Source organism: Alphaproteobacteria bacterium (genome assembly GCA_019746225.1).
GTDB lineage: Bacteria > Pseudomonadota > Alphaproteobacteria > Paracaedibacterales > VGCI01 > VGCI01.
Genome location: JAIESE010000026.1, coordinates 37,140 through 61,823 on the forward strand (window position 1 = coordinate 37,140; position 24,684 = coordinate 61,823).

Annotated in this window: 20 protein-coding genes; 13 read left to right on the forward strand and 7 right to left on the reverse strand. The window is 43.0% G+C overall.

Annotated features, from left to right (window positions below; translation table 11 throughout):
- Nucleotides 1-9 precede the first annotated feature (9 nt).
- From K2Y18_04920 to K2Y18_04935, 4 genes are all read right to left on the reverse strand, one after another.
- Complete coding sequence (locus K2Y18_04920; GenBank protein MBX9805081.1) at nt 10-900, reverse strand: LysR family transcriptional regulator; 891 nt, start codon at nt 898-900, stop codon at nt 10-12.
- Between the two features lie 1,010 nt (nt 901-1,910).
- The gene (locus K2Y18_04925) at nt 1,911-2,801 is read right to left on the reverse strand and encodes a LysR family transcriptional regulator (GenBank protein MBX9805082.1); all 891 of its coding nucleotides are present in this window, start codon (nt 2,799-2,801) and stop codon (nt 1,911-1,913) included.
- Nucleotides 2,802-3,701: 900 nt separating this feature from the next.
- A complete protein-coding gene (locus tag K2Y18_04930) occupies nt 3,702-4,967 on the reverse strand; it encodes a CNNM domain-containing protein (protein ID MBX9805083.1) in 1,266 nt (421 codons plus the stop codon).
- A 72-nt stretch (nt 4,968-5,039) separates the two neighbouring features.
- The gene (locus tag K2Y18_04935; GenBank protein MBX9805084.1) at nt 5,040-5,639 is read right to left on the reverse strand and encodes a hypothetical protein; all 600 of its coding nucleotides are present in this window, start codon (nt 5,637-5,639) and stop codon (nt 5,040-5,042) included.
- A 205-nt stretch (nt 5,640-5,844) separates the two neighbouring features.
- Here K2Y18_04935 and K2Y18_04940 point away from each other — a divergent pair, with 205 nt between their 5' ends.
- Nucleotides 5,845-6,867: a hypothetical protein gene (locus tag K2Y18_04940; protein ID MBX9805085.1), complete on the forward strand. Its 1,023-nt coding sequence runs from the start codon at nt 5,845-5,847 to the stop codon at nt 6,865-6,867.
- Nucleotides 6,860-7,315 (forward strand): NUDIX hydrolase, encoded by a 456-nt coding sequence (locus tag K2Y18_04945; protein ID MBX9805086.1) that lies wholly within the window; start codon nt 6,860-6,862, stop codon nt 7,313-7,315. The genes K2Y18_04940 and K2Y18_04945 overlap by 8 nt, the downstream gene beginning before the upstream one ends.
- A gap of 43 nt (nt 7,316-7,358) precedes the next feature.
- On the opposite strand, the gene K2Y18_04950 is transcribed toward K2Y18_04945, so the two are convergent.
- A complete protein-coding gene (locus K2Y18_04950) occupies nt 7,359-7,964 on the reverse strand; it encodes a shikimate kinase (GenBank protein MBX9805087.1) in 606 nt (201 codons plus the stop codon).
- A gap of 262 nt (nt 7,965-8,226) precedes the next feature.
- Here K2Y18_04950 and K2Y18_04955 point away from each other — a divergent pair, with 262 nt between their 5' ends.
- Complete coding sequence (locus K2Y18_04955) at nt 8,227-10,377, forward strand: patatin-like phospholipase family protein (GenBank protein MBX9805088.1); 2,151 nt, start codon at nt 8,227-8,229, stop codon at nt 10,375-10,377.
- Between the two features lie 98 nt (nt 10,378-10,475).
- On the opposite strand, the gene K2Y18_04960 is transcribed toward K2Y18_04955, so the two are convergent.
- On the reverse strand, nt 10,476-11,834 hold the full coding sequence (locus K2Y18_04960) for an MFS transporter (GenBank protein MBX9805089.1): 1,359 nt from the start codon (nt 11,832-11,834) through the stop codon (nt 10,476-10,478).
- Between the two features lie 209 nt (nt 11,835-12,043).
- Here K2Y18_04960 and K2Y18_04965 point away from each other — a divergent pair, with 209 nt between their 5' ends.
- On the forward strand, nt 12,044-13,852 hold the full coding sequence (locus K2Y18_04965; protein ID MBX9805090.1) for an ABC transporter ATP-binding protein/permease: 1,809 nt from the start codon (nt 12,044-12,046) through the stop codon (nt 13,850-13,852).
- Between the two features lie 583 nt (nt 13,853-14,435).
- Here the strand turns inward: K2Y18_04965 and K2Y18_04970 are convergent.
- Complete coding sequence (locus tag K2Y18_04970) at nt 14,436-16,022, reverse strand: serine hydrolase (GenBank protein ID MBX9805091.1); 1,587 nt, start codon at nt 16,020-16,022, stop codon at nt 14,436-14,438.
- A gap of 242 nt (nt 16,023-16,264) precedes the next feature.
- Here K2Y18_04970 and K2Y18_04975 point away from each other — a divergent pair, with 242 nt between their 5' ends.
- From K2Y18_04975 to tilS, 9 genes are all read left to right on the forward strand, one after another.
- Entirely contained in the window at nt 16,265-17,080 is an 816-nt protein-coding gene (locus tag K2Y18_04975; protein MBX9805092.1) for a hypothetical protein, read from the forward strand.
- 63 nt (nt 17,081-17,143) lie between these two features.
- On the forward strand, nt 17,144-17,887 hold the full coding sequence (locus tag K2Y18_04980) for a ComF family protein (protein MBX9805093.1): 744 nt from the start codon (nt 17,144-17,146) through the stop codon (nt 17,885-17,887).
- A 15-nt stretch (nt 17,888-17,902) separates the two neighbouring features.
- A complete protein-coding gene (gene grxC / locus K2Y18_04985) occupies nt 17,903-18,160 on the forward strand; it encodes a glutaredoxin 3 (GenBank protein MBX9805094.1) in 258 nt (85 codons plus the stop codon).
- 106 nt (nt 18,161-18,266) lie between these two features.
- Entirely contained in the window at nt 18,267-18,632 is a 366-nt protein-coding gene (locus tag K2Y18_04990; protein MBX9805095.1) for a hypothetical protein, read from the forward strand.
- A 49-nt stretch (nt 18,633-18,681) separates the two neighbouring features.
- On the forward strand, nt 18,682-19,404 hold the full coding sequence (gene dapB / locus K2Y18_04995; protein MBX9805096.1) for a 4-hydroxy-tetrahydrodipicolinate reductase: 723 nt from the start codon (nt 18,682-18,684) through the stop codon (nt 19,402-19,404).
- A gap of 147 nt (nt 19,405-19,551) precedes the next feature.
- Entirely contained in the window at nt 19,552-20,907 is a 1,356-nt protein-coding gene (locus tag K2Y18_05000) for a hypothetical protein (GenBank protein ID MBX9805097.1), read from the forward strand.
- A 111-nt stretch (nt 20,908-21,018) separates the two neighbouring features.
- Complete coding sequence (locus K2Y18_05005; protein ID MBX9805098.1) at nt 21,019-22,272, forward strand: O-antigen ligase family protein; 1,254 nt, start codon at nt 21,019-21,021, stop codon at nt 22,270-22,272.
- Between the two features lie 156 nt (nt 22,273-22,428).
- Nucleotides 22,429-23,244, forward strand: a complete 816-nt coding sequence (locus tag K2Y18_05010) for a hypothetical protein (GenBank protein ID MBX9805099.1) — start codon at nt 22,429-22,431, stop codon at nt 23,242-23,244.
- A 19-nt stretch (nt 23,245-23,263) separates the two neighbouring features.
- A complete protein-coding gene (tilS, locus tag K2Y18_05015; GenBank protein MBX9805100.1) occupies nt 23,264-24,499 on the forward strand; it encodes a tRNA lysidine(34) synthetase TilS in 1,236 nt (411 codons plus the stop codon).
- The last annotated feature ends 185 nt before the right edge of the window (nt 24,500-24,684 follow it).

Consider the following 24,684-nt stretch of genomic DNA (forward strand, 5'->3'; position numbering starts at 1 on the left):
AAATATCCTTTAAGGCCGTTCCATAGCTTTAAGAGCTTCTTTGGTAAATTCGTAAAAGGCCAGGATCTTTGGAGAATCCTGCATCCGTTTATGATATGTATAATAGAAAGGAACCCGATGATCGGGCATATCCGGAAATACATCAACTAAAAGGTTCTTTTCCATAAGCCGACGGTCATAATAGTAAGCACCAATACCATATGCGTGTAATAATGCCGCCCGCATGTTCAAACCATTATTCACGCCAATAAAGGGCTGATCATATTGATCAGGAGCGTTATCTTTGACCACTTGAAGGTTCAGTGTTTCCTTATTCTCACCCGTATACCCAATCAACCGATGATCCTTTAATTCCGCATACGTTTTTGGTGTTGAATGCTTCTCGAGGTAACTTGGTGCCGCATAGATACGCTGTATCATATCCAACAAGTGATGTTGAACAATGTCAGGATCATGAATAGAAAGTGGGAGCACGCCAACGTCTGCATCTCCAATTTTAAATTCAAACATATCCGTGACTGATGAAAAGTTGAAACGCAGTTTTGGATACTTTTGAGAAAAAGATTCAAGAGACTCCATTATCAAATCTGTTGTCCCAATTCCAGTGGCAATTTTTAAAGTTCCTTGTGGCTCAGCATCTTTCTCACGAATGACAGCTGTCTCTTGCTCTAACTCACCAACAATTCGCTGACATAACTCAAAATAAATTTTACCATGTTGACTCAAATCTAACCCACGAGAATGACGAACAAAAAGTTCCATGCCAACTTCTTTTGCAAGCGCTGTCATTTGACGACCCAAATTGGGCTGTGTCGTCCCCAACTCTTTTGCCGCAGCGCTGAGGTTGCCCCTTCGCGCAACAACCATAAAGGACCGAAGATGATTTAAATTAAAGTCCATAAAAGCATCTCCCCTACTTAAAGACATATACAAAGCAATTAATTCATGTGAAACCTTAACACAGATTTAAGCTCAAAATATTTAAGAAAGTGATAACAAATAATAAAAAATTGAAAATTGTTTAATTATAGGGACGTATATTGAAGAGGGCTTTGAAATTTAAATACCTAAGAAAAAAGTTTTTCTTCGCATATTGTTTCTTAAACTTAATGACAGTTTATAGAATTTCTTCTGCTTGGTTATCTATAAATAGGGTTAATACAGTTCATCATATGATCATACTTGACTGTATCAAATATGACTATTGTTGGCTTCGATGTAAATGACATCATTTTCTCAAAATAAAATGCATATAGAACTTAAATTACATTTATATCAATAAGGTATAACATTAATACTTAAAATAAAGCCGGCTTCTAGATTTAATTTAGTTTGCTATATCTAACTTTTTAATTTATATATATCCTGCAGCTTACTAATTAATCATTAAAAGAAACTTCACTATATTAGTGAGGCTCTCAGGATGTCTTATTACTAAAACCTAAATGATATTATATATCACACTTAGTTTCTTACAAAAATCGGAGCCCAACCAATTGCATTTAAATTTGCTTCAAAATTAATTTTTTCCATTTTTTTCTCCACGTATACGAATTAGGTCTTTTAGACGCTTTGTGACTTCTTGAAATCGCCACATCTTCATAATTAATTGCTACACCATATCCATGCAAGAAAATTTGCTCAAAATTTTGGTGCCCGCCTGTCCACTTAGATAAAATTTTGTACAAAGTAGGGGCAAAATATTAGCATAAGACTGGCCCCCAAGAGGCGACTGATTCGATGTGCGTTAAAGCGTCACATAGCGTATTCTATGGGATTGCACTTCTTATACACGACAAAACGGGGAACATTCGTAAAAGGACAGTTTGATTGCAATGACTGCGTAAATTCTCATAGGAAAAGGCCACCAACATAGGGGCTTGCCCAACTTCTTCTATTATGGAATATAATTATGACCGCTCCATTACCCTTAAGGCTTCTTTTGCAACTTCATGAAAAGCCTGAACCTTCGGAGAATCTTGCATACGTTTATGATAAGTATAATAAAAAGGAACCCGATGATCAGGCATATCCGGAAATACATCGACTAAAAGGTTCTTTTCCATAAGCCGACGGTCATAATAGTAAGCACCAATACCATACGCGTGTAACAAGGCCGCCCGCATGTTCAAACCATTATTCACACCAATAAAGGGCTGATCATATTGATCAGGAGCGTTATCTTTGACCACTTGAAGGTTCAGTGTTTCCTTATTCTCACCCGTATACCCAATCAACCGATGATCCTTTAATTCCGCATACGTTTTTGGTGTTGAATGCTTCTCGAGGTATCTAGGTGCCGCATAGATACGCTGTATCATATCGGTTAAATGATGTTGTACGATATCAGGATCATGAATAGAAATAGGAAGCACACCGACGTCTGCATCACCAATTTTAAATTCAAACATATCTGTAATAGACGAAAAGGTGTAACGTAGCTTTGGAAATTTATGTGAGAACAATTCAAGGGCTTCAATAATCATGTCTGTCGTGCCGATACCGGTTACAATTTTTAAGGTCCCTTGTGGCTCAGAATCCTTTTCACGAATGACGATTGTCTCATGCTCTAACTCTCCAACAATTCGTTGGCACAACTCAAAATATTCTTTACCATGTTGACTCAAATCTAACCCACGAGAGTGACGAACAAATAGTTCCATGCCAACTTCTTTTGCAAGCGCTGTCATTTGACGACCCAAATTGGGCTGTGTCATCCCCAACTCTTTTGCCGCAGCACTGAGGTTGCCCCTTCGCGCAACAACCATAAAGGATCGAAGATGATTTAAATTAAAGTCCATAAAAGCATCCTCCCCGTGCGACCTGACCGTTACAATTAAATCATAAGGTACAATAGCTGAGATATATGCTTAATTGAATTAAGAAAATAAAGCAATTGTAAATTGCTACATCATTATTAGAGAATTACATTAGTCATTTTGACAAAGGAATTGTTGATTTAATTGAAACTAAGAAAGTTAAAGTTATAAAACTACTCAAATTCATAAATTATCTAACAATTAAGATAATATATTAATGCCACGAACATTATAAAACTAGGTAAAACAATACATTGGCACATATATTAATTACAAACAAACATAAAGCCAAAATTAAACAGGTGCATTGTTAAACAAAACAATACTTTAATTTATTCAAAGATTGAATACTTTAAATGTCTTAGATATCATCCTATCAGATATAGATTTACATTAAAATATTTAAAGAATACAGCCGGCTATTAAGTCTACTTCAATATTTCAAACTTAGTTTTTTATGTCAGAGTGTATTGAAATATTGTCTTACATACACTTCTTACTTACTCATGCAGGCTTTTCATGATAGCCTGCATTCAAAACTTGATAGAGAACCTATCTAGTTCCGTACAAACATTGGGCCCCAAGCGACTGCACTTACATTAGCTTCGTAGTTGATTTTTTCCATTTTTTGTCTCCCCTTTTAGATTTTATCTTCGCTAGATGCTTGGTGACTTTTTTGATTTAGCCACACCTTCATAATTAATAGGTTCACTTTTGGTATGCAATAAAAATTGCTTCAAATTCTGACCTCCGCGTGTTCATTTACCTAAAATTTTGTACAAAGTAGGGAAAAAATATTAAAGAAACTGTGGGTCTTAAGAGACACCTCATATGGTACGCGACAAAGCGTCGCATACCGTAGTTGTGCGGGGTTGAAATTTCTTATCCGCGAAGGGGTGGTGTTATCCGTAAAAGAGTAATTTGATTGCGATGGCGGCGCAATATCTCAAACTTAAAGCCTGCCAACATAAAAGCTTGCCCAACTTCTGGTATCAGTCGAACTTCGTATAATACGAGACCTGCGATGGTTGCTGCTTCTTCGTCTGGCAAGTCCCATTCGAACTGACGATTGAGGTCACGAATTGTGACGCTTCCATCAACAATATAGGACCCGTCTTCCTGGGCACGAACACCGCGCACGGTCACATCATGCTCGTCAGAAATATCACCAACAATTTCTTCCAAAATATCTTCAAGCGTCACAATCCCCATGATGGAACCATACTCATCAACCACGAGGGCAAAGTGCTCCCGACGTTTACGGAAGGCTTGGAGCTGCTCCAGAAGATCTGTACTCTCAGGAACAAACCAAGGCGGGCTTGCAATGGTCGTGATGTCCAATTGATTCACTTTGCCGTCTTGGGCTTGAACAGCACGCAGAAGAGCCTTAGCATTAATAACACCGATCACATTGTCGGGATCATCTTTAAACAATGGGACCCGTGTAAATGGGCAAGCCAAGACCTGTTCTACGATCGCCTCTGGAGGGTCTTCGGCATCGACCATCGTCACGTTTTTGCGATGAATCATAATTTCACCTACTTGGACAGATCCCAAATCCAAAATGCTCTTGAGCATGGCCCGTTCATGAGGCACATCTTGCCCTGGACCGTGATGCAGGTCTATGACACCGCGTAATTCTTCCAAGGTTGCATGGGAAGCGGAAGATACCCGAACTTGAAAGCGAAACAGTTGTAGGGTGATACGCGCGATATAGTTGATGGCTACCGTCAGTGGCCGAAAAATCTTACAAATAAGTCCCATTGGTTTGGCCAGAAATATGGCGACGCGTTCCGGTTGATTTACGGCAATAATTTTTGGCAGCGTTTCTGCATAGATCACGATCAGACCGCCAATAATAAGCGGAGCATATATGACCCCTCTGCCATCTTGAAACACCCGATCCACAACTTCCGTCATAAGAGAAGTCGCAAAAGTCATAAAGAAAGTGGCGCACATCAGAAGGGCGCTCAAAGTCAAACCAGGTGTTTGTTGTAAGAAACGAATGTTCAGGGCGTTTTTGTCGCCGCGTTTGGCCATATGATGTAACTTAGGCTTAGAGGCGGCGGTAATCGCCGTTTCGGAAGCTGATAAAAACCCAATCCCAATGAGTAATAAAAGTATAATAAATCCAAGGAGTAATGTCATGATCTATGGCAACAATCTTGATCAAAAATTTGCGTTGTAATGAAAATAGGGTCTAATTGTAACGTATACAGTCTACTCAAGCTCTTTATTCTCTTTTTTTCTTGTCCGCAAGGAACGGGAAGCTGTGGTTGAGGCTAACTGAAACTCTGTCATCTCTTCTGCAGCTTCTTCTTCACTATCCGTCTTCTTTTGGCCCTTTTGGTCTTTACTGACGTAAACGTAATGAATAGATTTATTACGGACCAGTAATGGTCTATTTGAGGCTGTTGTCTCTAAGCCTGGACTTAACCTTCCTGGATATGGCTTTACATAGACCGGCATGGGCGCAAGATCTGTATCATGATTTCCAACGATTGCATGAATAGCACTCAAAAGACTTTTGCACTTGTCAATATGAGAGGCATTCTGGGGATGACGGTCTAATGACTTTAAAAACTCCTGAATATCCTGATACAGATTTGCATAGTACTCCTGATCCGGGCGTTCCTTAGAGCATTTTCTTAATCGAAGAGAAAACTCTTCTAAATCAGTTCGGCACTGAAAAGGATTTATCGAAAGATTAGAAGGCGCATTATCTGCTAAAACACTTGAGGACGCGAAGATGCTACTTCCTAAAATAAGGGCTAAGGCCAAAGCATTCTTATATCGTTTCACCATCAAGTTTCTAGCCATTTTTAACCCATTCTTATCCTTTGTACCTTTATAATCATAGAAAGTTTGCGTTAAAAAGTAAAGGCAACATTGTTTTTCACCCTTAAGACCCTACTTACAAATGGGTTAAAAACACGACTTCATCCCCATAAACCGAGTCATTAGACCTATTGGGGAGGTTGGTGTTATTAGTGAGCAAGATATAGTGAGGCTAGGAAAATAGACCATGGCAAATACGCGCAAATATCTGCTTTTCTCTATCATTCTCATGCTCTTTCTCCCAACTTGGGCATTAGATGAGTTCATTGAAGAATATAATGAAGGTACAGAACTCCAGGATTTTACTCATGTTCCTCGAGAGCTCAATAAACTTACCGATCGTGGCCTGGGAGAATGGTATTTGACTTGCAATCGCCTGTTCGCGTTGGCTGAAGCTGATCAACCCCCCCCTCCCCCCCTAGACCCCGAAATCGTCTTTCAAGAGCTTCTTACAAAACAAGCAAAGCCTATTAATTGGTCTGTCATACCAAAAGTTGGCGTCAACGAAGGGGGTCATCATTACGTTTTGAATCCGGAAGCGATTGCGCTATGGAGTATTAAAATAAATGGTGCCATCCTCCCTCAGGGTGATCCAGGCGCTATACACCAAACAACTTTAGAAGGAGATCTTCAAACGGCCCAAAAGGAGAATGTTGAAAGCATCCACAAAACAATCTCTCATAAGCTTTTGAACTACAATGACATCTTTGGCACCTTGGCATCGGTACTTGAAAGTACTCTTTCGCCTGATTCTTGTTACATTAGTTATGTGTCTGGTTTGAATTATGGTAAGAATCCCTATTCTGAATGGCATAGCTTTTATGCAAAGAATTTGATAGGAGAACTCCTTGGGCTCTCCTGGAAACCTAAAGTAGGCCCAAATGGAAACGAGGTTTGTCCCCTCCTCCTCAGAAGTTCAATTGAGGAAAGTGTTAAGATATTCTATAGTCTCATTGACTTTGATGAATTACTATCGACATTAGTGTTTAGACTAAACAATGTCGTCTTACCCATGGCAAGGTACCAGTTTACTACCTTGAGTACGAATTATGTGTTGGTCTCAACTGTAATTGACGGACCACAAAATCTAGGTCGGAAAATGAAAAGAATACAGGATTTCATTCAAAAGCAGATTACCCGAGAAGAAGTAATCAGCCTCTTAGTGGAAATGGGTATTTTACAGACCAAAAAAGGAATGCCCCATGAATAAGGTAACATCTATTTTCTTGGATCAACCTCCGAACTTCAAGACGAGTGTTATTGCGGCTGCTTGTTATTGCGAATGCAAAGGCAAAATACTTCTTTTGAGGCGAAATCCTCATAAATCTCTTGGAGATACCTGGGGTGTTCCCGCAGGAAAACTTGAGGAAGGAGAGACTCCCCGCAAGGCCGCTATTCGAGAAGTGTTTGAAGAGGTGGGATTACATCTACGGGAGGAACAACTCAAGGAGTTGCCAAAGATTTATGTACGTCGCCATGGAGCAGATGTTGTTCTGTACAGATTTAGAACGGTATTTTTGACCTTGCCCTCTTATTCCTTAAATTTAGAGGAGCATTCATGTGCTCAGTGGTTTTCAATCCAGGAGGCTCTGGAGTTGCCACACATTACAGGCGGTGTAAAAGCGCTTGCTTACTATGAAATGAAAGGGCGGGAGTGAGGGTAGCTTAAAAGATCGACCCCATTTCTGGAACCTGATACCCTCAAAAAGCCTTCAAGACGTACTGAGCTGGATAATTGTCGCGAATATACTCAGCTAAGGCCGCAATGACCCGGTCAACGGTGGTGTTGGTTGGTTCATCAAAGGTTTGGACAACAACATTGGCTTCCCCGTAAATAGGGTAACGCTCGGAAATAAAATCTTCCAAAGTTGCGCGATGGCGACTTGAATCTTCTAATAAAGGCCGATCGGTGCGCCTGGAAACACGGGCGACGAGGGTGTCAAGGTCCGCTTTCAACCAAACGGAGATGGCTTTATCTTTTATTTGGGCACGTGTATCGGGATTCATAAATGAACCGCCACCGGTTGCCAAAACATGGGGTTCCTGTTCAAGGAGTCGATTTATAACACGGAACTCCCCATTAATGAAGGCATCTTCTCCAAAGACATCGAGAATTTCTTTGATATGGCATCCTGCTGCTGACTCAACTTCCATGTCTGAGTCAAAAAAAGGCACTTCGAGTCGTTTCGCAAGACGTCGTCCAATGCTGGTTTTTCCTGCTCCCATAAGGCCTACCAAGACAATTGTCTTAGGTGGACGAAAGCTGAGAGGGGCCCCTTGTGACCGATAATTTGTTTCTTCTTTCATGATTGAAAAATATACAGGACATATACGCTTAACTCAAGAAATAAATACACAAAAGTGAAAAGTGGAAAAGGGGACTTACTTCGTAAAGTAGACTTCTACGTACACACTAGGCATAGCAGTCAAATTGAGTTGCTCCCCAACTTAATGCTGCTTCATGTGCTTTTGTGTGACTTTTTGAATAGGTTCGAGGCGGGTTAACTTAGTTTTAATTACTTAATGGTATGATGTTAATAAATGGGCCTTATATAGAGATACTTTTTCAATGAACTTAAAAATAACTTGTATACTAATCGCTACGACATTAAATGTCTCAGGAGTGGATCTAATCCCTGACTCTCCGCGCTCCCCGCGCCACTTGGATGAGCGTTATACGCTGCCAAGAGAGGTACATGAATCTTTACAAAGAATAAAGCACTTATTGGGAGAATTAACAATTGGAAAAGGTGATAAGGGCGATTTCGATTTGGCTAGGCTCCGCTATTTCGATAGTCGGGGCCCGCAAAATAAGGAAAAATACACCAAGCTAATCCAAAGAATTACTTTTCTTTTGAATCGAAAAATTGAGGTAATCGCCCAACGTGATTACAACTACGAACAGTTAGCTAAATTAGAACCGCTTACGCAGGATGATCTAGAACTATTGCATATCCTTAAGAAGGCTCTTACCGAAGTAGAAAAACCATTGTGGGAATATTCCAGCTATTTATCCTCTGCGAAGAAGGGGGTTGACTATACTGAGAGCCAAAAAGTAATCGTCACAAAGATCGTCTCTATCATTGACAAGATTTTTGGAGAATCAAAAGTCAGCTTTACTTATACCAAAGTGACACGCGCCCAGCGCGGAATGTTAGAAGAGGCGATCAAAGACTCCTCATCAATTCAATTAAGCCTTAAGGAAATTGAAGCAAAAATAAAAGAGCATATGAACAATCTCTATGGGATCTATTGGTCGCTAGGTTTAACGCAAGGGGGAATAAGTTTTCCACCCTATTCCTCTTTGCCAAATAGCAAAGTTGAAATGGAGTCCTTGATGTTGACCTTCTATGAGCAGAAAGCTCGGCTTATGGATAAGCTCTTAGCTGTAGACATTCTCCAGCACCTTTCAATTCTTGACTTCGCCATTGATGCCTTTAATGAACATTTCTTTAATGGTGGAAAACCGCCTGTTGTGGAAGGGGTAAAAGATGCGCTCGTGAAATTGGGTGCTCTGGTTATTTCAGTCCCCTATGGCCTATATAAAAGGTACGCAACAGAACCAACAGAAGTTCGGGTCACGAAGATGGCTGAATTGAGCAAGCAAATTCAAAGTTTATGTCTTCAGTATTTAATAAAGAGTGATAGCACATTTGTCCATCGGACGCTTGAACACCTAGATCAAGTAGAGATGAAGTTAAAAGAAAAATTAGAAAATTACAAAAGAAAAGATGAAATATGGATTTTATCTCTCGATGGCGGCGGCATTAGGGGTATTATCGCTGGGACAGTCCTTGATGATATATCGAAAAAGTTAAAGGTTAAAATTCCAGAAATCTTTGATTTATTTGCTGGTACGTCTACGGGAGGCATTATTGCCCTTGGTCTGACGATTCCACTCCAATATGGTTCTGAGGTGGCAGCGCATCAAGCTGGAGAAGTGCTCAACCTCTATCTACAAGAGGGGAATAGTATCTTCCCAACGATGAACTTTATCACAAAAACTTATGGGCAAGCTAAAGACGCCGCCTATCTGCCTGAAAATATTGAAAATCTATTCTTCAAATATTTTGGGACATATCCTATGAGCGCAACCACTAAGCCGGTTATTGTGGCAACCCTTGATAAGAAGAATAAAAGGACAGAAATAATTTCGTCTTTTCATGCGATATCAGATCCAGCTTATGATTTTCCTATTTGGCGCAGTGCTCGTTCAACAAGCGCAGCACCAACCTATTTTCCTCCTCATCTCACTAAGTCCTATGGCGGTTTAGCACGGGAGTTCGTAGATGGTGGTGTAACCACGAATAATCCAGTCCATGAAGCTTTAATGGAAGCCAGAAAGATATATCCTGCTGCCAAAAAAATTAATATAGTTTCTATTGGTACTGGTAAGGCCTTGTTTCAAGAGAAAAGTAAGCGTGGTGGCAGTGGCGGATTAAAAGGGGCATTAGATACCTTTTCCAATGCTATGGAAGATAGCGAGAAAAAAGCTGAAGAATTGTTGAAACGAGATTTAGAAGAGCTCAAACAAAATGGGTATATCGTTGCTTATTACCGTTTAAATCCAGATCTACCAGAGAAAATTGATTTGGATGATGTTGGTAAAGATAATATTTTCAAATTAAACACAGCAGCGAAAACCGCTTTAGATTCTGAGGAATACAAAAAACTCCAAACGGCTCTAGAAGTTCACCTGGCTTCTAGACAAAAAAAATGAGATTTCAATTAACTGTGTCAAGCCTCAAGAATTAAATGGTCGGACAATAGAAATGCTTTGAATCAAAGTATCCCGACTTCCATCCTCAAGTATGAATTTTACAGCTCTGTTTCGACTTCCTCAAGCACTTTGGCACGATATCCCCACGTTAATGCGAAGAAGAATGTAGACAGAAGCGCGGCCGTGATGAAGAAGATAAATCCACCATTCCATCCATAATTATCAGCAATCCAACCAACACAAATGCCGCTTAAGGCGCTCCCCACATAGGCAAATGTACCTGTAAGACCATGGGCCATCCCGACCGCCTTTTTGGATGCTATGTCAGCAGAGGCAACTCCCGCAAGGACTTGAGGACCATATACAAGGAAGCCAAGAACTATCATTGTAAAGGCACTCATGAGCTGATTGCCTGCAGGTACCCACCACAAACAGCTCAGACAGACGATGAGAAGGGTCATATAGATAACACTGACGGGCCCCCGACGACCACTAAAGTAACGGTCGGAAACCCACCCAGCTGCCACGCCCCCAAGAATGCCCGCAAGATCATATCCAACGACTTGCCACCCGGCTGTCATTAAGGTCGCTCCTTTAAGTTCTTTCAAAAACGTTGGTGCCCAACTCAAAATGCCCAAGCGAACGATATAAAAGAACATATTGGCCATACAAACATAGTAAAGAAGATGATTACTGAACGCGAGCCGGATCAATTCTCTGGGAGGCAGATGTTCCTCTTCCTCTTCTTGAGAATCCTTAACCAACCCTTTGTGTTGTTCAATTGAAGGTAAGCCGATCGATTGGGGGGTATCGCGCAGTCGGTTAAAGAGAAAACATGCAGCCCCCATGACCAAAATGGCAGGGACAAAAAAGGCGGATTGCCAACCAAAATTCGCAATAAGTACGCTTGACATAAAAACGATGACGGCTCCTCCCAATTGGTGAGCCACACTGGTGAATGCCCATTTGGTTCCTAACTCTGTTGGGCTAAACCAATGGGTTAACATTCGGGTAATCGGTGGCCACCCCATAGATTGAAACCAGGCATTAATGGCATATACTACACCAAAGAAATAAAGGCTTGAGCCAAATCCTAAAAGAAAACATGTCGCTGCAGACCCCACCAACCCTATGGTCATAAAATAGCGGGCATTGGAGCGGTCACTGAAATAGCCGTTCACAAATTTACCAATTCCATAAACAACCATCCAAATGCTGATGATGCCGCCCAGCTGGGTTTTCGTATACTCATATTCCCCCATCAAAATAGGCATTGCTATCGAAAATTGATTCCACCGAACAAGGTAAAAAGCCGAATATCCAAAAATCATGCTGTACAGGATACGCAACCGCCAATAGGCATAACGCTCATCAACCGATTTTGCCACCTCAGCTTGAGGGGGAAAATCTAATTGCTCCGCAACAGCGGACAAGTTCACATTTTGCAATTGTTTCATGCTTTCTTCCTACTTTATTTTAAGTACGTGAGAAGGGATTGACCTTTTGAAATGCAGAATTTCAATTCACACATGGGTATCTCAAAACAATCCTTGTTGATAACAATTCCACACCCTAGCCTAACACAACAGGAAAAAAAAGAAAAAACATTGCTTCGTTTTTAAAAAATAGCTCTATAATGAGGCTACAAGCGAGAAAGAGGTTATTCATGACAACGAACCGAAATACAAATAGCCTTCCCCGGAAGCCTGATATTCACACCCTTGGGAAATTGCTGCCCTATATTTGGCCGAAAAATCTGCCTCAAATTCGGGCACGGGTTATCTTTTCGATACTCTGTTTGATCACGGCAAAGGGCGCAACACTCTTGGTTCCCTTGATATTTAAGAATGCGATCGACGCCCTTTCGCCCGCCCACCAAGGCTTGATAACTGTTCCTGTCATTCTCATTATCTCCTATGGCCTCGCGCGTCTGGTCTCGGCTCTTTTTGCGGAACTTCGAGATGGCATTTTCGCGTCTGTTACCCAACGCGCCGTGCGCCAAGTGGGCCTGGCCGTCTTTCACCATTTGCACCAGTTGGGCTTACGATATCACTTAGAACGCCAAACCGGGGGTCTAAGTCGTGCCATCGAGCGTGGCACGAAGGGCATTGAGACGCTTCTTCAGTTTTTGACCTTCAACATCATCCCCACCATTGTAGAGATTCTGCTCGTCGGCATCGTCTTGTGGGTTCTTTATGACTACCGCTTCTCCCTCATCACCTTGTTAACGATGGTCGCCTACATCCTGTTCACCTTAACGATTACTGAATGGCGCATCACATTTGTCAGGACCATGAATGCAACGGATTCCGAGGCTCACACCAAAGCCATCGATAGCCTCCTCAACTTTGAAACCGTCAAATATTTTGGCAACGAGGCGCATGAAGCTTCTCGATTTGACTCCGCCTTGAAGCGATATGAGACTGCGGCCATCAAGAGCAAGCTCTCCCTTGCCTTTTTGAACATTGGCCAAGCGGTGATCATCTCTTTCGGGTTGGTAGCGGTAATGATGATCGCGGGACAAGCCGTGACAGCGCAAACGATGACCGTCGGTGACTTTGCTGCCGTGAATACCTACCTCCTACAGCTTTACATCCCCCTTTTCACCCTCGGATTTGCCTACCGTGAAGTGAAATTGTCCCTGGTGAGTCTGGAAGAGATGTTTGATCTGCTCCATGTCCCAGAGGAGATTCAAGACCTGCCGGAAGCACTTGAATTAAAAGTGAATGGCGGAGAGATTGAGTTCGACCATGTCAGCTTTGCTTATGCACCGGATCGCCCCATCTTGAAGGATATCTCGTTCCATCTGCCTGCGGGTAAAACCGTGGCGATTGTTGGCTCCAGTGGGGCGGGAAAGTCCACGATCGGGCGGCTCCTTTTCCGGTTCTATGATGTCACGAAAGGGCGTATCACCATCGATGGTCAAGACATCCGCAGCGTCACTCAGCACTCTTTGCGCAAAGCCATCGGCGTCGTTCCTCAAGACACTGTCCTCTTTAACGATACGATTGAATACAACATCGCTTATGGAAATCCGGCGGCCACCCAGAAGCAAATTGAAGGAGCGGCGCGCCATGCACATATTCATACCTTTATCATGAGCCTGCCTCAAAAATTTAAAACGCGTGTAGGAGAGCGCGGCCTGAAACTCTCGGGCGGCGAAAAGCAACGGGTCGCGATTGCCCGTACTCTATTGAAAAATCCCCCGATTTTTCTCTTTGATGAGGCAACGTCAGCCCTGGATACCCACACGGAGAAGCAAATTCAGGCCAATCTTCTTGAGCTTTCGGCCAACCACAGCACGGTCATCATCGCCCACCGCCTCTCCACGGTCATTGACGCAGATGAGATCCTGGTCCTTGATCAAGGCAAAATCGTCGAGCGTGGCAAGCACAAAGACCTCCTGGAACGCGAGGGGCTCTATACCGCCATGTGGCAGCGCCAGCAGCAACAAAACCAGGGGGAGAGTGTTTAGTGCCATCGCAAAATGAAGGAAGAGCCAAAGAATTCCGGGCAATAAAGCAGCGCCTAATTATTACTCAGGTTATTACCTCATTCGATATGTGTTGTGGAGTGACCATAAGCCGATTGAGTTGAATAAGGCTATCGAAACAGCCGCTGCGTGAAGTTATTACAAGGAATAATACCCCTCACCCGCCTCTTCACTTTGTTCAGAGTCGACCTCTCCCACAAGGGGAGGGGTAAAGAACAGCCTTCTATTTTAACCAAGAAAATAATATACTTTTTAACTCGTGTATTTTCACCTCTCCCCTTGTGGGAGAGGTCGACACGGAGCGAAGCTACGTGGCGGGTGAGGGGTGGCAACAGGAGAATAATTCACCAAATCAAATAATTTCAGCCAACGCAGCGCTCGCAATGATTTGATTTATTTATGTTATTCTTATATTTTTGTATGCCTTTTGGCCTGTGGAATAGCCCATATCTCTCATTTTGTCATCCCATTACTCAAGCAATGGAATAGTTTACATCTCTCACCCGAAAAGCTACACACACCCCCCGAGTCTATTGCCAGCCCGGGGGTTTTTATTTGAGGCGACCTACCCCTTCACCCGTTCGAAGACAGAATCCACGCCCTCATGAAGCAGGGTGACCATCATTCGGTCTGATTTCCCTTTCTCCTGAGAGAAAATCACTTCACCTTGGTCGTATCCGCTGAAACCAAAGGAAAGATCTGATCCCGGAAACTGAAAGGCATTTCCATTCCAATGGTCAAGCTTGACCTTGGGGCGATCCTTGTAGGTTAGAGTGAGCGCATCCCCCTCTTTTCCAATTTCGAGTCGCCCATACAAGGCATTTTCATATATTCCAGTATAATCATCTAGGTTTCGAGCCGGCGCCAGGCTTTGTAACATCTCAACACGCCGATGCTTTTCATATTTTTCCCGATAACTCTTACTTTCTTCAAATAATGTTTTAGCCCAATCTTGTTCATCGGGCACTTTCAAATACAAATCCATAAATTTATGTGTGATGCCCTCAGGAAAGAGACTCACTCGCATTCCCCCCATGTTCGCCAACACCGCGATCCCGAGCTTCTCTTCGGGGATCATAAATATAAGCGAGCGGGTCCCGCGCATACCCCCCATGTGACTGAGCACTGAAACACCGGCATAGTCTTGAATGAACCATCCCATGCCATAGTGAACTTTTGTGACACGATTCTTGGGAAATTGGCGGTGACCTTGCTTGGCAAGATCCACATGGGGTGTTCGCATTTCATTCAGACTTGCGGCGCTCACAACCGCTTTCCCATCAATTTCCCCGTTGTTAAGTTGAAAGATCATCCATTTCCCTATATCCAAACCTGTAGATATGATCCCGCTAGAAGCGGGAAAGGTAAGTATTCCAGGATTCCCATTCGGCATGTTGCGTGTCTTTTGTAGGGCAACATCATGAAACGTAGGCTCGGGGGCTTTTTTTCGAAATATCCCCAGAATCTTTTCCCATAAGGTTAACGGAGCCGCCGTGCCTAGCCGCGTTTCCTGCAACCCCACTGGCTCAAATAACTCTTCTTGAAAAAGCTGAGCTAAGGGTTTGCCCGTTACTTTCTCCAGAATAGGCCCCACAAGGCCCACCGTGACGTTTTGATAAGCATAAGTGTTTCGAAATGCAGCCGAATCTATGGGAATATTTTTCAATGCCAGCATGATTTGAGAGCTGTCCCAGCCCAATTCAATCAAAGAATCTCCCGCAAAACCTGGCAACCCTGAGCGATGGGACAATAAATCCTCAATCAAGAGGTCTTGAGATACTTTAGGGTCTTGCAATTTGAGGTCAGGCAAGTATTTCGAGACTTTATCTTTCCAATGAAGCTTCCCTTGATCCACCAACCGCGCTATCAGCATGTTGGTAAATGTCTTTGTAACCGAGGCTAATGCAAAGGGCGTGTGCTCATCAATCGGTTCCTTTTGGCCGACAATTTTGACGCCAAACCCTTTGATATAAGCAATTTTTCCATCTTTCACAACAACAACGACTGCACCCGGAATACCTTCGGCTGCCATTGATTTTTCAATATAAGCTTCTAAAAGGGGAAAGACTGAATTGAGGGGGGCTCGCTCTTGTCCCCATGTTGGAAACAGAATGAGAAGTGCAACGAAACCGTATTTAAAAAAGCGCCTCATTAAGAACTCCTAAAATTTAACATATAATTAGTCCTAGCATGAATTCCTTATTCACTCAACATCTTGATAATAAAAAGTAATATAATTTAATTTAATCTTGAACATTTACGATATTTTAACAAATCCTCTTTAAAATAAAAATATAGAGAAATGTTAGGAATTAATAAGACACGATGGAATATGACGAATTATATGACGAAAGCCCATACGTTTCTAAAGAAGTCCCACGACGAGGAGGAACAATGACGACCGCACGATCCACATATTTGATTTGTTTAACAATACTTGCGGGCATTAGTGCCCTACTCTATTACGGGTATGTTCAAGACCAATTCGTGATCACAAGTGGTGGAAATTTTATCTCCATCTTCGATCGTAAGAACCATACGTTAAATGTGTGTGACAAGGGCAATTGCACGATGGTTACACCGAGATTCGAGAACAATCCTTACATGACACATGGAATGACCCCACAAATTTCTATGCCGACACAAACGGGCATGACTGGTGGACAACCTGGCGGACAACCTGGAACACGCCTTCTTGGTTCTTTTCCGCAACAACCAGGAATGGGTGGCAATCCTCAAATGAATCCTCAGATGATGCAACAAATGCAACAAAGAGAGATGCAACAAAGAGCCATGATGCAACAGCAGGGGCAGAATCCCCAGATGATGGGACAGCCTCAAATGGCAGGAATGAATCCGCAGATGAACCCTCAGATGAATCCTCTGTTGATGCAACAGATGCAACAACGAGAGATGCAACAAAGAGCCATGATGCAACAGCAAGCGGCAAACGCCCAGATGATGCGCCCTCAAATGGTAAGTGGGGCCCCTCAAGGAGCCCAAGCACAAGTGGCAGGTGGCGCTCAACAACCCGCCGGCCAATCCCAAGTCCAGGACGTGAAACCAGCGGATGAGGAAGAAGCAACTACCGAAGAATCAACGAAAGAAGAAGCTACGACGGAAGAAGAAGCTACGACGGAAGAAGGCACAGAAAAGAAGACTGAAGAAGAAACGACTGAGGAAACTGAAGAAGAAGCTGCGCCCGTTTAAGGACTTTCCTCTTCGACTCATTTTTGTCATGATACCCCAAAGATACCATCTTTGGGGTTTTTCATGTCGACACAAACCTTGTCAAGGCCCATATCCAAGGTCTTCTTTGATTTGATTCTTCCGCCTCGATGCTTTGGGTGCGGAGATCTCACAAACAATCACCACACATTATGTTCACATTGCTGGAAAAGCTGCACTTTCCTTTCTTCTCCCTGGTGTACCCTATGTGGATGGCCCTTTCCCTATGAAGTACCGGACCAAACCGTATGCCCCTCATGCCATCGCCTTCCCCCCTTATTTGTTCAAAGTCGAAGCGCCCTGGCTTATACTGAAGCGTGTCGCCGTTTTATTTTAAAGTTCAAACAAGGAGATGGAACTTACCTCGCCCCAGGACTTAGCAAGCTCATGATTCGTGTTGGACAAGAAGTCTTGATGAATACGGATCTTCTTATTCCTGTTCCCTTGCACTGGATGCGGCTGTTTCTTCGACAATATAATCAGGCAACGCTTCTTTCCAAAAACATCTCTCATTTAACCTATATCCCTACATGCACGGATGCCCTCAAGCGCCAACGCCGAACATCTAAACAAGGACACCAAAACCGCAAGGAACGATATACCAACATACGTGGCGCCTTTCAAATTCCCCCTGAAAAGGTTTCCGTTATTAAAGGACAACGCATCACGTTAGTGGATGATGTTTTCACCACGGGTGCAACGGTCACTGAGTGTGCCCGCGTTTTATTGAATGAGGGTGCAAAAGAAGTTCGCGTCTTAACCCTGGCGCGTGTTATAAAACCATTATAACCAAGGAGTAATACGATGACCAAAGTCATAATATATACAACGCCCCAGTGCTATTATTGCGTGAAAGCCAAAAAGTTATTTGATAAATTGGATGTGCCTTACCTATTATGCGACGTTTCAGAAGATGTTGATTTGCGCAAAGAAATGCTGGAGCGTTCCGGAGGCCGGACCTCCGTTCCTCAAATTTTTATTGGCGATGCCCACATCGGGGGATTCGATGATCTTTATGCCCTCTATAAGGCTGGAAATCTAGCGAAACATTTAAATCATTGAATTTTTTCTAAAAGCTGGTATTTTTAAAGAAAGAACCGTTAACTCTATATTTAAGGATATTAAAATTATGAGATTTGTTGCCCCTTTCCTTTTTGCCTTTATTGCCATGTTTTCCCCCACGAATGCAGAGATACAAGGAGAAGCTAAACCAAAAGTGGTCATTTATACCATCCCAAACTGCCCTGGATGTAGTTGGGCAAAGTCTTTCTTTAACACTCGCGGAATACCTTTTGAAGAAATCGACATCAAGGGTCGTCCAGATCTTTATCGGGAAATGAAGATAAAGGCCGAGGGTAAATTGGATGAATCTATGACGGTCCCTCGTATTTTTGTAAATGGGAAACACCTTGGGAGTTCTACAAACTTGAGTGATGACAGTCTAAAAGCCCTTATGAGTGAGCCTGTCAAAGCTTCAGGAGTGAAAGAGAACGAACAACCCTTAAAGAGGGCGAGCAAACGTACAGACTCTTAACCATAGCCTTTCATAGAACTGAAAGCTAGAAAGTAGAAAGATTGTAGCCATGATTAGAGTCGGTGTCTTGGGATCTAAGGGTCGCATGGGCCAAGCTATCATGACCGCTCTTGCAAATCATCCTCGTTGCAATTTGAGTGTTGCTGGAACAAGAGATAACATAGAGAGCCTTTTTGAGGCCAGTGACGTTGTGATTGACTTCACATCAGCGGATGCTTTGCCCAACCACCTCGATTTAAGCTTGAAGCATATGAAACCACTTGTGGTCGGCACGACGGGTTTACAACCTCACCACAAGCAACTCCTGCCTACTTTGGCAACGAAAGTTCCTTTGGTCGTTTCCTCTAACACGAGTATTGGCATCACAATTTTAACAAGCCTTGTTGAAAAAGCAGCCCATGCCTTAGGTGAAGATTTTGACATTGAAATCTCCGAACTGCATCATCGTCATAAGAAGGACGCACCTTCAGGAACCGCCCTCATGCTGGGGCAAGCGGCCGCAAAAGGACGCGGTAAATCCTTAAAGACCCTCCAATGTAGCCACCATACCACTGGGACACGAAAACAGGGAACCATCGGTTTTTCGGTACAACGGGGAGGATCAATCATCGGAGATCATTGTGTGCGCCTCATTGGCGAGGAAGAAATGCTTGAGTTGTCCCACCGTGGGCTCTCCCGTTCCGTCTATGCCAATGGCGCTCTTCACGCCGCGCGTTGGTTGCTCGATCAAAAGCCGGGCCTTTACTCTATGAAAGATGTATTGGGGCTTTAAATTATTCTAGAAACGACAATTATAGTATGCTTCTCCAATACATAAATCATGATAATTCTTGATATTCTTCTTCAAACAGTATATACATAGTACTAATTTTTATCATATTCAAATCAACAAATTCACTCAAAAGAGGAATGCAAGATTATGAAATTGAAATTTTTAAAAATACTTACAACGAGTTTGGCGTTAAGTTTTTTGATACCTTCGTATCATGTCCGTGCGGCAGAAAAAGAGGAAGACCTTACGCAGACACGTCTCATTAAAGAAAGACAAAATGAAGAATATGCAAAGTCATTATTTGTAGATTCAGTTTTGAAGAATCCAGAGTTTCAAAGTCTTTTTCAGGCCTATACTAATAGTTCTCTTGAAGAGGATGTGTCTGAATTAGAAAATAAAATGAGGGATCATTACAACAACTATTGTCAAACTCTTTCAGCTAAATGCGAATATCCCTATGTCCCATCAGAGGCACGTTTAGCTTTTTTAATTTCTGAAGATACCCCTATAAGAAGCAACGCTTGGACACTCGAGGATGAACTCGTAAAAATATACGACCTACAAAAAGACAACGACCTTTGTCCTTCAGTCTCCTATCTAGACATAGGCCTTATGATCGGTGGTTATTTGTTGCCCAAGTATCAGGCTCTTTGCATAAAAACCCTTAAACCATCAAAGCTTCATAATGTCTCGGAAGAAGATAAGGCTGAAATCATTAAATTTCTTTCAGACCATGGAGATGAAATTGGTTGTATTGCCGATTCACGGATTATGCTCACGGCATTTAGACTCGTAGGTTTACTTCCAGAAGAAGCTTTCCCAACATTCGACAATTTTCCTATGATGTCATTCAAGTCCTTTCCTTGTGTAAAACATTGTGGTGGTGTCTTTCAGGGCAAAATGACAATCAAGTTTGAGGATTATACTAGAGGGATATACACCCAAATTATGCAAATGCATCAAATGCAAGTGCAGTACATGCATCCACCCCATGGACAACAAAATGCTGCTGCACAAGAGCGAAGCTTAGCGCAGAAGGTTGAAAGAGCTCTTTCTTCCCTTGCCATATTCTTTAAGAATTGGCCAAATTTTGACATTAATACAGATTGTGCAGATATAGATAAGCAAATACCAAAATGGTTTAATATAACCCGCCAACTGGCGATCTTTGAACTCAATTATTGGAATCACAGAGCGCCCCTCATGGAACAACTTATCAACGACCTCAATCTTGCAAAAGCAGCTCTAGAGAACGAAAATAATGGGAGATTTTACTCAGGCTTAAGCACAAGTTCTTTTTCAGTCTCTCTCACACGAACAACTGAGCAAAATGCTGTGGATCGAGCCACACTTCTCAGTTTTGTAGAGGAAGAAATCAAGGATCGCGACAAAGATATTCAAGAATATGCCCGAGCAAAACCAATTCTATCTGTCCTGAAAAAGACAGGTGCTTGGTTGGATTATATCTTTGACTGTATCGATAAAAAGGGCAATTTTTCTTAAAACGACCGCCTAATGCAACCAAGAAACAGAAGGGACTAAACCCCCTTCTGTTTTTTTATGGACCAGCGTAGAGTAGAATTGTTCAATGCCGTATCAGTCCCAAAGGGTGCCATGACTATTTTTAAGTCCCTCTTTTCCTTTGAATCTATCTTCGTCTTGTGGCTTTTCTCCTATCAATATAAAAACATCCCTGCTCTTTCCTCTTTTCCTCATGTGACTATTTTTCTGACCCTCATCCTCATTCCTTGGGGGCTTGTCCTCTATTTCAAAAACAAACCCGCGGAAAAGACAAGCATCCGAGACACCCTTCTTCTCGTCTTTCTCGGCATGAGTTTATGGTTCATCACCACAAGTTTTTGGTCCCCCTCCCATGACTACAAACTTCAGAAAACGCTATGTTATTTGATTTATACGATCCCTGGGTTTTTGGCAGGATACATGGTTATTTCGCAAGATAAGATGCGCTTGAGAAGGCTGCTGGGGGCATTCGTTGTTTTTTCGATGATCATTTTGGGCGAATGTTTTAGGGTATTTTGGATGAATGGCCTCACTACCATGTCAGACATCATGAACACCAATTACTTGGTCACCGGTCAAACGTTAGGGGTCGGCCTCCTCATTCTGATGGCCTATTCTTATTTTGACTATTCAACAAGAGTACCGAATGTTTCAGTCTTTCGAGGCTTATGGTTCTGGTCCCTTCTTTTGGGGAGCCTATTCTTTTATGCTTTGATCAATTTGGGCGGCAGAGGACCCGTTATTGCAACAGTCTTAGCCTTAACTGTGTTTTATGCCTTAAGGGGTTGGCAGGATAGCCCCTCCAAAACGGCCCTTCATCTGGGCATATTGTCGGTTTTTTGTATTGGGACAACCATCATCTTCAACGGGATTTTTGAGCATACAACCTCCCATTTCATGCAAAGAGCGGCCCCTCTTCTGACAGGTCAAATCGACGAAGCGGTCACTGAACGCTTCACCTTTTATCAATCTGCCTATCACACGTTCCTTCAGCACCCTATTGCAGGCGTTGGGTTGGGAGGATGGCCGATCTCCCATGGCTTGGGTGAAATCAATCTTCATCCCCACAATATTTTCTTGGAAATTTTAAGCGAAACAGGATTGATTGGATTATTCCTTTTCTTAGGTTTTTTATCGCTTATTTTGAAAAGCCATCCCCTTAAATCTATTTTCTCTTCACCCGACGCCACGTGTGTGACCCTCCTCACCCTATTTAGTTTTCTCAATGCCTTAAAAACAGGCGATTTGCATGATAATCTTCTATTCTTTATTGGGCTTTCCTTATATGCAGGCTTAACCCATTGGAAAAAGACAATTTCCTCCCCATTTAATCCGCAAAATGAATAGATTCTTTAAAATTGCCAACAGAGATGGAATCGTTGCGTCTAAGCTCTTCACAAGTAAATAAAACATGAATATTAATTTGACACATGAAGCTATTTTGCCTATTAATTTGAAAAGTTTATTTCCTGCTTTCGCCAGAATTTTATCTAGGGATTTATTATGAAGGCCTTTCTCCACACCCTCTTGTTCCTCTTCTTGGCCTGCTCTACTTTTTCAATGGAAAACAAGGAACCCGCCTTTTTTGCCAGATCCAACACGTCACATATTATAGTTGAAGAGGGCAATTGTCGCCAGCAACATTCCCCTTGTTCAAGTTTTAAACCTGTCATCGCCCTCATGGGGTTTGATCATGGTTTTTTGAAAGATGCTGATCACCCTGAAATTAAATTTGAACCAAGATTTCTTAAGCTGTATGATCCCGGCACAGATGCCCTTCGAGCATTTATCCAAGAAAAGGATAGCAAAGATTTAACGCCCAGAGAGTGGATGAAGATTAGCGCCGTTTGGTATTCTCAAGTCGTCACCCAAGTGATCGGATATGAACAATTTGCAAAGTATCTCTTTGATTTTAAATATGGTAATCAAGATTGTCGTGGAGACCCAGGGAAAGACAATGGACTAACAAATTGTTGGTTAATGAGTTCTTTAAGAGTTTCCGTTGTTGATCAAGTTGAATTCATGGAGATTTTATATAACCATAATCATTCTCAAATCGAGACCATTGTTTCACGACAAGCCATAGAAAAAACAAGAGAAATCTTGGCGTTAGAAGATTTACCCAATGGGTGGAAACTTTTTGGCAAAACAGGGGGCGGCACAGACCAAGGCTGGTTCTCTGGCTGGGTTGAAAGAGATAAACAATTTATTGCGTTTTCGCAGTATATTGTAAGAGGAGAAGAATTGGACTTGTCCTTAGGAAAAAGAGCAAAGGACATTGCCCTTGAAAAGGTAGCAAAGCTCATAAAAGAAATCTGAAGGGTATGGTACTCAACGAATGACCCTGACATCTCAAAATTTTGCGGCCCTCATGGCGGCATTTGCCCCATTTGAGCCAACCCCCGCCATCGCCATCGCCACCTCTGGGGGACCGGACAGCATGGCTTTGGCACTCCTAGCCCATGCGTGGGCGAAAGCGCAAGGCGGCAAAGCCATCGCTTTGACCGTTGATCATAAATTGCGAGAAGAATCTACAAGAGAAGCCGTCCAAGTTAAGTCATGGCTTGAAGCCCACGGAATGGAACATCATATTCTGACTTGGGATCGAGGTGAGAAAGATATGCCTGAAACAGCTCTCCAAGCTTCTGCGCGTGAGGCGCGGTATCACCTATTGGGACAATGGTGTCAAGCCCATGGGGTGAAGCACCTCTTGACCGCCCACCATGCACAAGATCAGTTGGAAACGTTCCTGATTCGCCTGGCCAAAGGGTCCGGTCTTAAAGGCTTAACGGGCATTCAAGGGGCAGTTGCGACAGCGTTTGGGCGAACTCTACGCCCCCTCCTCACCATTGATTCTGCGCACCTCAAAGTATATCTCGAGAAAATGAATCAGCCCTATATTATGGATCCCAGCAATGAGAATAAGGACTTTGCACGCATCCGATGGCGTCAATTGACTCCCAGCCTAGTCGCAGAAGGCCTCACACCTCAGTCCTTGCAAGAAACCCTCGAGCGGCTCACCCATTCTCAACGCCTTATTGATCAAAGTATCTCGAGGTACATTCAAGAGCATGTCACGCTCTCCCCTTATGGGTATGCATCGTTGGACAAAGAAGCGTTGGGTGAGTCTGCGGAAGTTCTTGAAGAAATTGTAAAGCGGGTTTTGGCGACCATTGGCACGCGCGATTATCCGGTGCGCCGCCAAGCTCTCCATCGCGCAATGGAGGCTATGCAATCTTCTCAATCCTTTACCCTTGGCGGGTGCCAGCTCATCCAGAAGGCAAAACAGTATTGGATTGTAAGAGAGCTTGCTGCCGTTGGAGACGATATCCCGATCAATCAGCAAGGCACCTACCTTTGGGACAATCGATTTACCGTTGAAGTGCCTCTTGATGGTCGGGGGCGCATTGCCGCATTGGGCGAGGAAGGCATCTCCCAACTCAGTGAGGAGCAAAAGTTGCCCCTAAAAGATGTCCCACATGTTGTGTTGCAAACCTTGCCGGCAATGTGGGAAGGAGATGAGGTCGTCGATCCCCTTCCCCCTCTTAAATTCACTCCTCATTTCCCTCTATAGTCTTGATCTTTTCAAAGTGAACAGCAACAAATCAATACATTAGTCGTCATTGCGAGGAGCGCATACGACGAAGCAATTCAGGGGCAACAAAATAGATCTAGAATTGCTATTTGTTTCAAGGTGCCCCTTTAAGTAGTTTATCCTTGGCCCCTGGATTGCTTCGCATTCCCTCGCAATGGCGATTA

Excerpts from the sequence above, each read along its gene's own strand:
- K2Y18_04920 (MBX9805081.1), bottom strand. The coding sequence starts at position 900 with ATGGACTTTAATTTAAATCATCTTCGGTCCTTTATGGTTGTTGCGCGA.
- K2Y18_04925 (MBX9805082.1), bottom strand. The coding sequence starts at position 2,801 with ATGGACTTTAATTTAAATCATCTTCGATCCTTTATGGTTGTTGCGCGA.
- K2Y18_04930 (MBX9805083.1), bottom strand. The coding sequence starts at position 4,967 with ATGACATTACTCCTTGGATTTATTATACTTTTATTACTCATTGGGATT.
- K2Y18_04935 (MBX9805084.1), bottom strand. The coding sequence starts at position 5,639 with ATGGCTAGAAACTTGATGGTGAAACGATATAAGAATGCTTTGGCCTTA.
- K2Y18_04940 (MBX9805085.1), top strand. The coding sequence starts at position 5,845 with ATGGCAAATACGCGCAAATATCTGCTTTTCTCTATCATTCTCATGCTC.
- K2Y18_04945 (MBX9805086.1), top strand. The coding sequence starts at position 6,860 with ATGAATAAGGTAACATCTATTTTCTTGGATCAACCTCCGAACTTCAAG.
- K2Y18_04950 (MBX9805087.1), bottom strand. The coding sequence starts at position 7,964 with ATGAAAGAAGAAACAAATTATCGGTCACAAGGGGCCCCTCTCAGCTTT.
- K2Y18_04955 (MBX9805088.1), top strand. The coding sequence starts at position 8,227 with ATGAACTTAAAAATAACTTGTATACTAATCGCTACGACATTAAATGTC.
- K2Y18_04960 (MBX9805089.1), bottom strand. The coding sequence starts at position 11,834 with ATGAAACAATTGCAAAATGTGAACTTGTCCGCTGTTGCGGAGCAATTA.
- K2Y18_04965 (MBX9805090.1), top strand. The coding sequence starts at position 12,044 with ATGACAACGAACCGAAATACAAATAGCCTTCCCCGGAAGCCTGATATT.
- K2Y18_04970 (MBX9805091.1), bottom strand. The coding sequence starts at position 16,022 with ATGAGGCGCTTTTTTAAATACGGTTTCGTTGCACTTCTCATTCTGTTT.
- K2Y18_04975 (MBX9805092.1), top strand. The coding sequence starts at position 16,265 with ATGACGACCGCACGATCCACATATTTGATTTGTTTAACAATACTTGCG.
- K2Y18_04980 (MBX9805093.1), top strand. The coding sequence starts at position 17,144 with ATGTCGACACAAACCTTGTCAAGGCCCATATCCAAGGTCTTCTTTGAT.
- grxC (MBX9805094.1), top strand. The coding sequence starts at position 17,903 with ATGACCAAAGTCATAATATATACAACGCCCCAGTGCTATTATTGCGTG.
- K2Y18_04990 (MBX9805095.1), top strand. The coding sequence starts at position 18,267 with ATGTTTTCCCCCACGAATGCAGAGATACAAGGAGAAGCTAAACCAAAA.
- dapB (MBX9805096.1), top strand. The coding sequence starts at position 18,682 with ATGATTAGAGTCGGTGTCTTGGGATCTAAGGGTCGCATGGGCCAAGCT.
- K2Y18_05000 (MBX9805097.1), top strand. The coding sequence starts at position 19,552 with ATGAAATTGAAATTTTTAAAAATACTTACAACGAGTTTGGCGTTAAGT.
- K2Y18_05005 (MBX9805098.1), top strand. The coding sequence starts at position 21,019 with ATGACTATTTTTAAGTCCCTCTTTTCCTTTGAATCTATCTTCGTCTTG.
- K2Y18_05010 (MBX9805099.1), top strand. The coding sequence starts at position 22,429 with ATGAAGGCCTTTCTCCACACCCTCTTGTTCCTCTTCTTGGCCTGCTCT.
- tilS (MBX9805100.1), top strand. The coding sequence starts at position 23,264 with ATGACCCTGACATCTCAAAATTTTGCGGCCCTCATGGCGGCATTTGCC.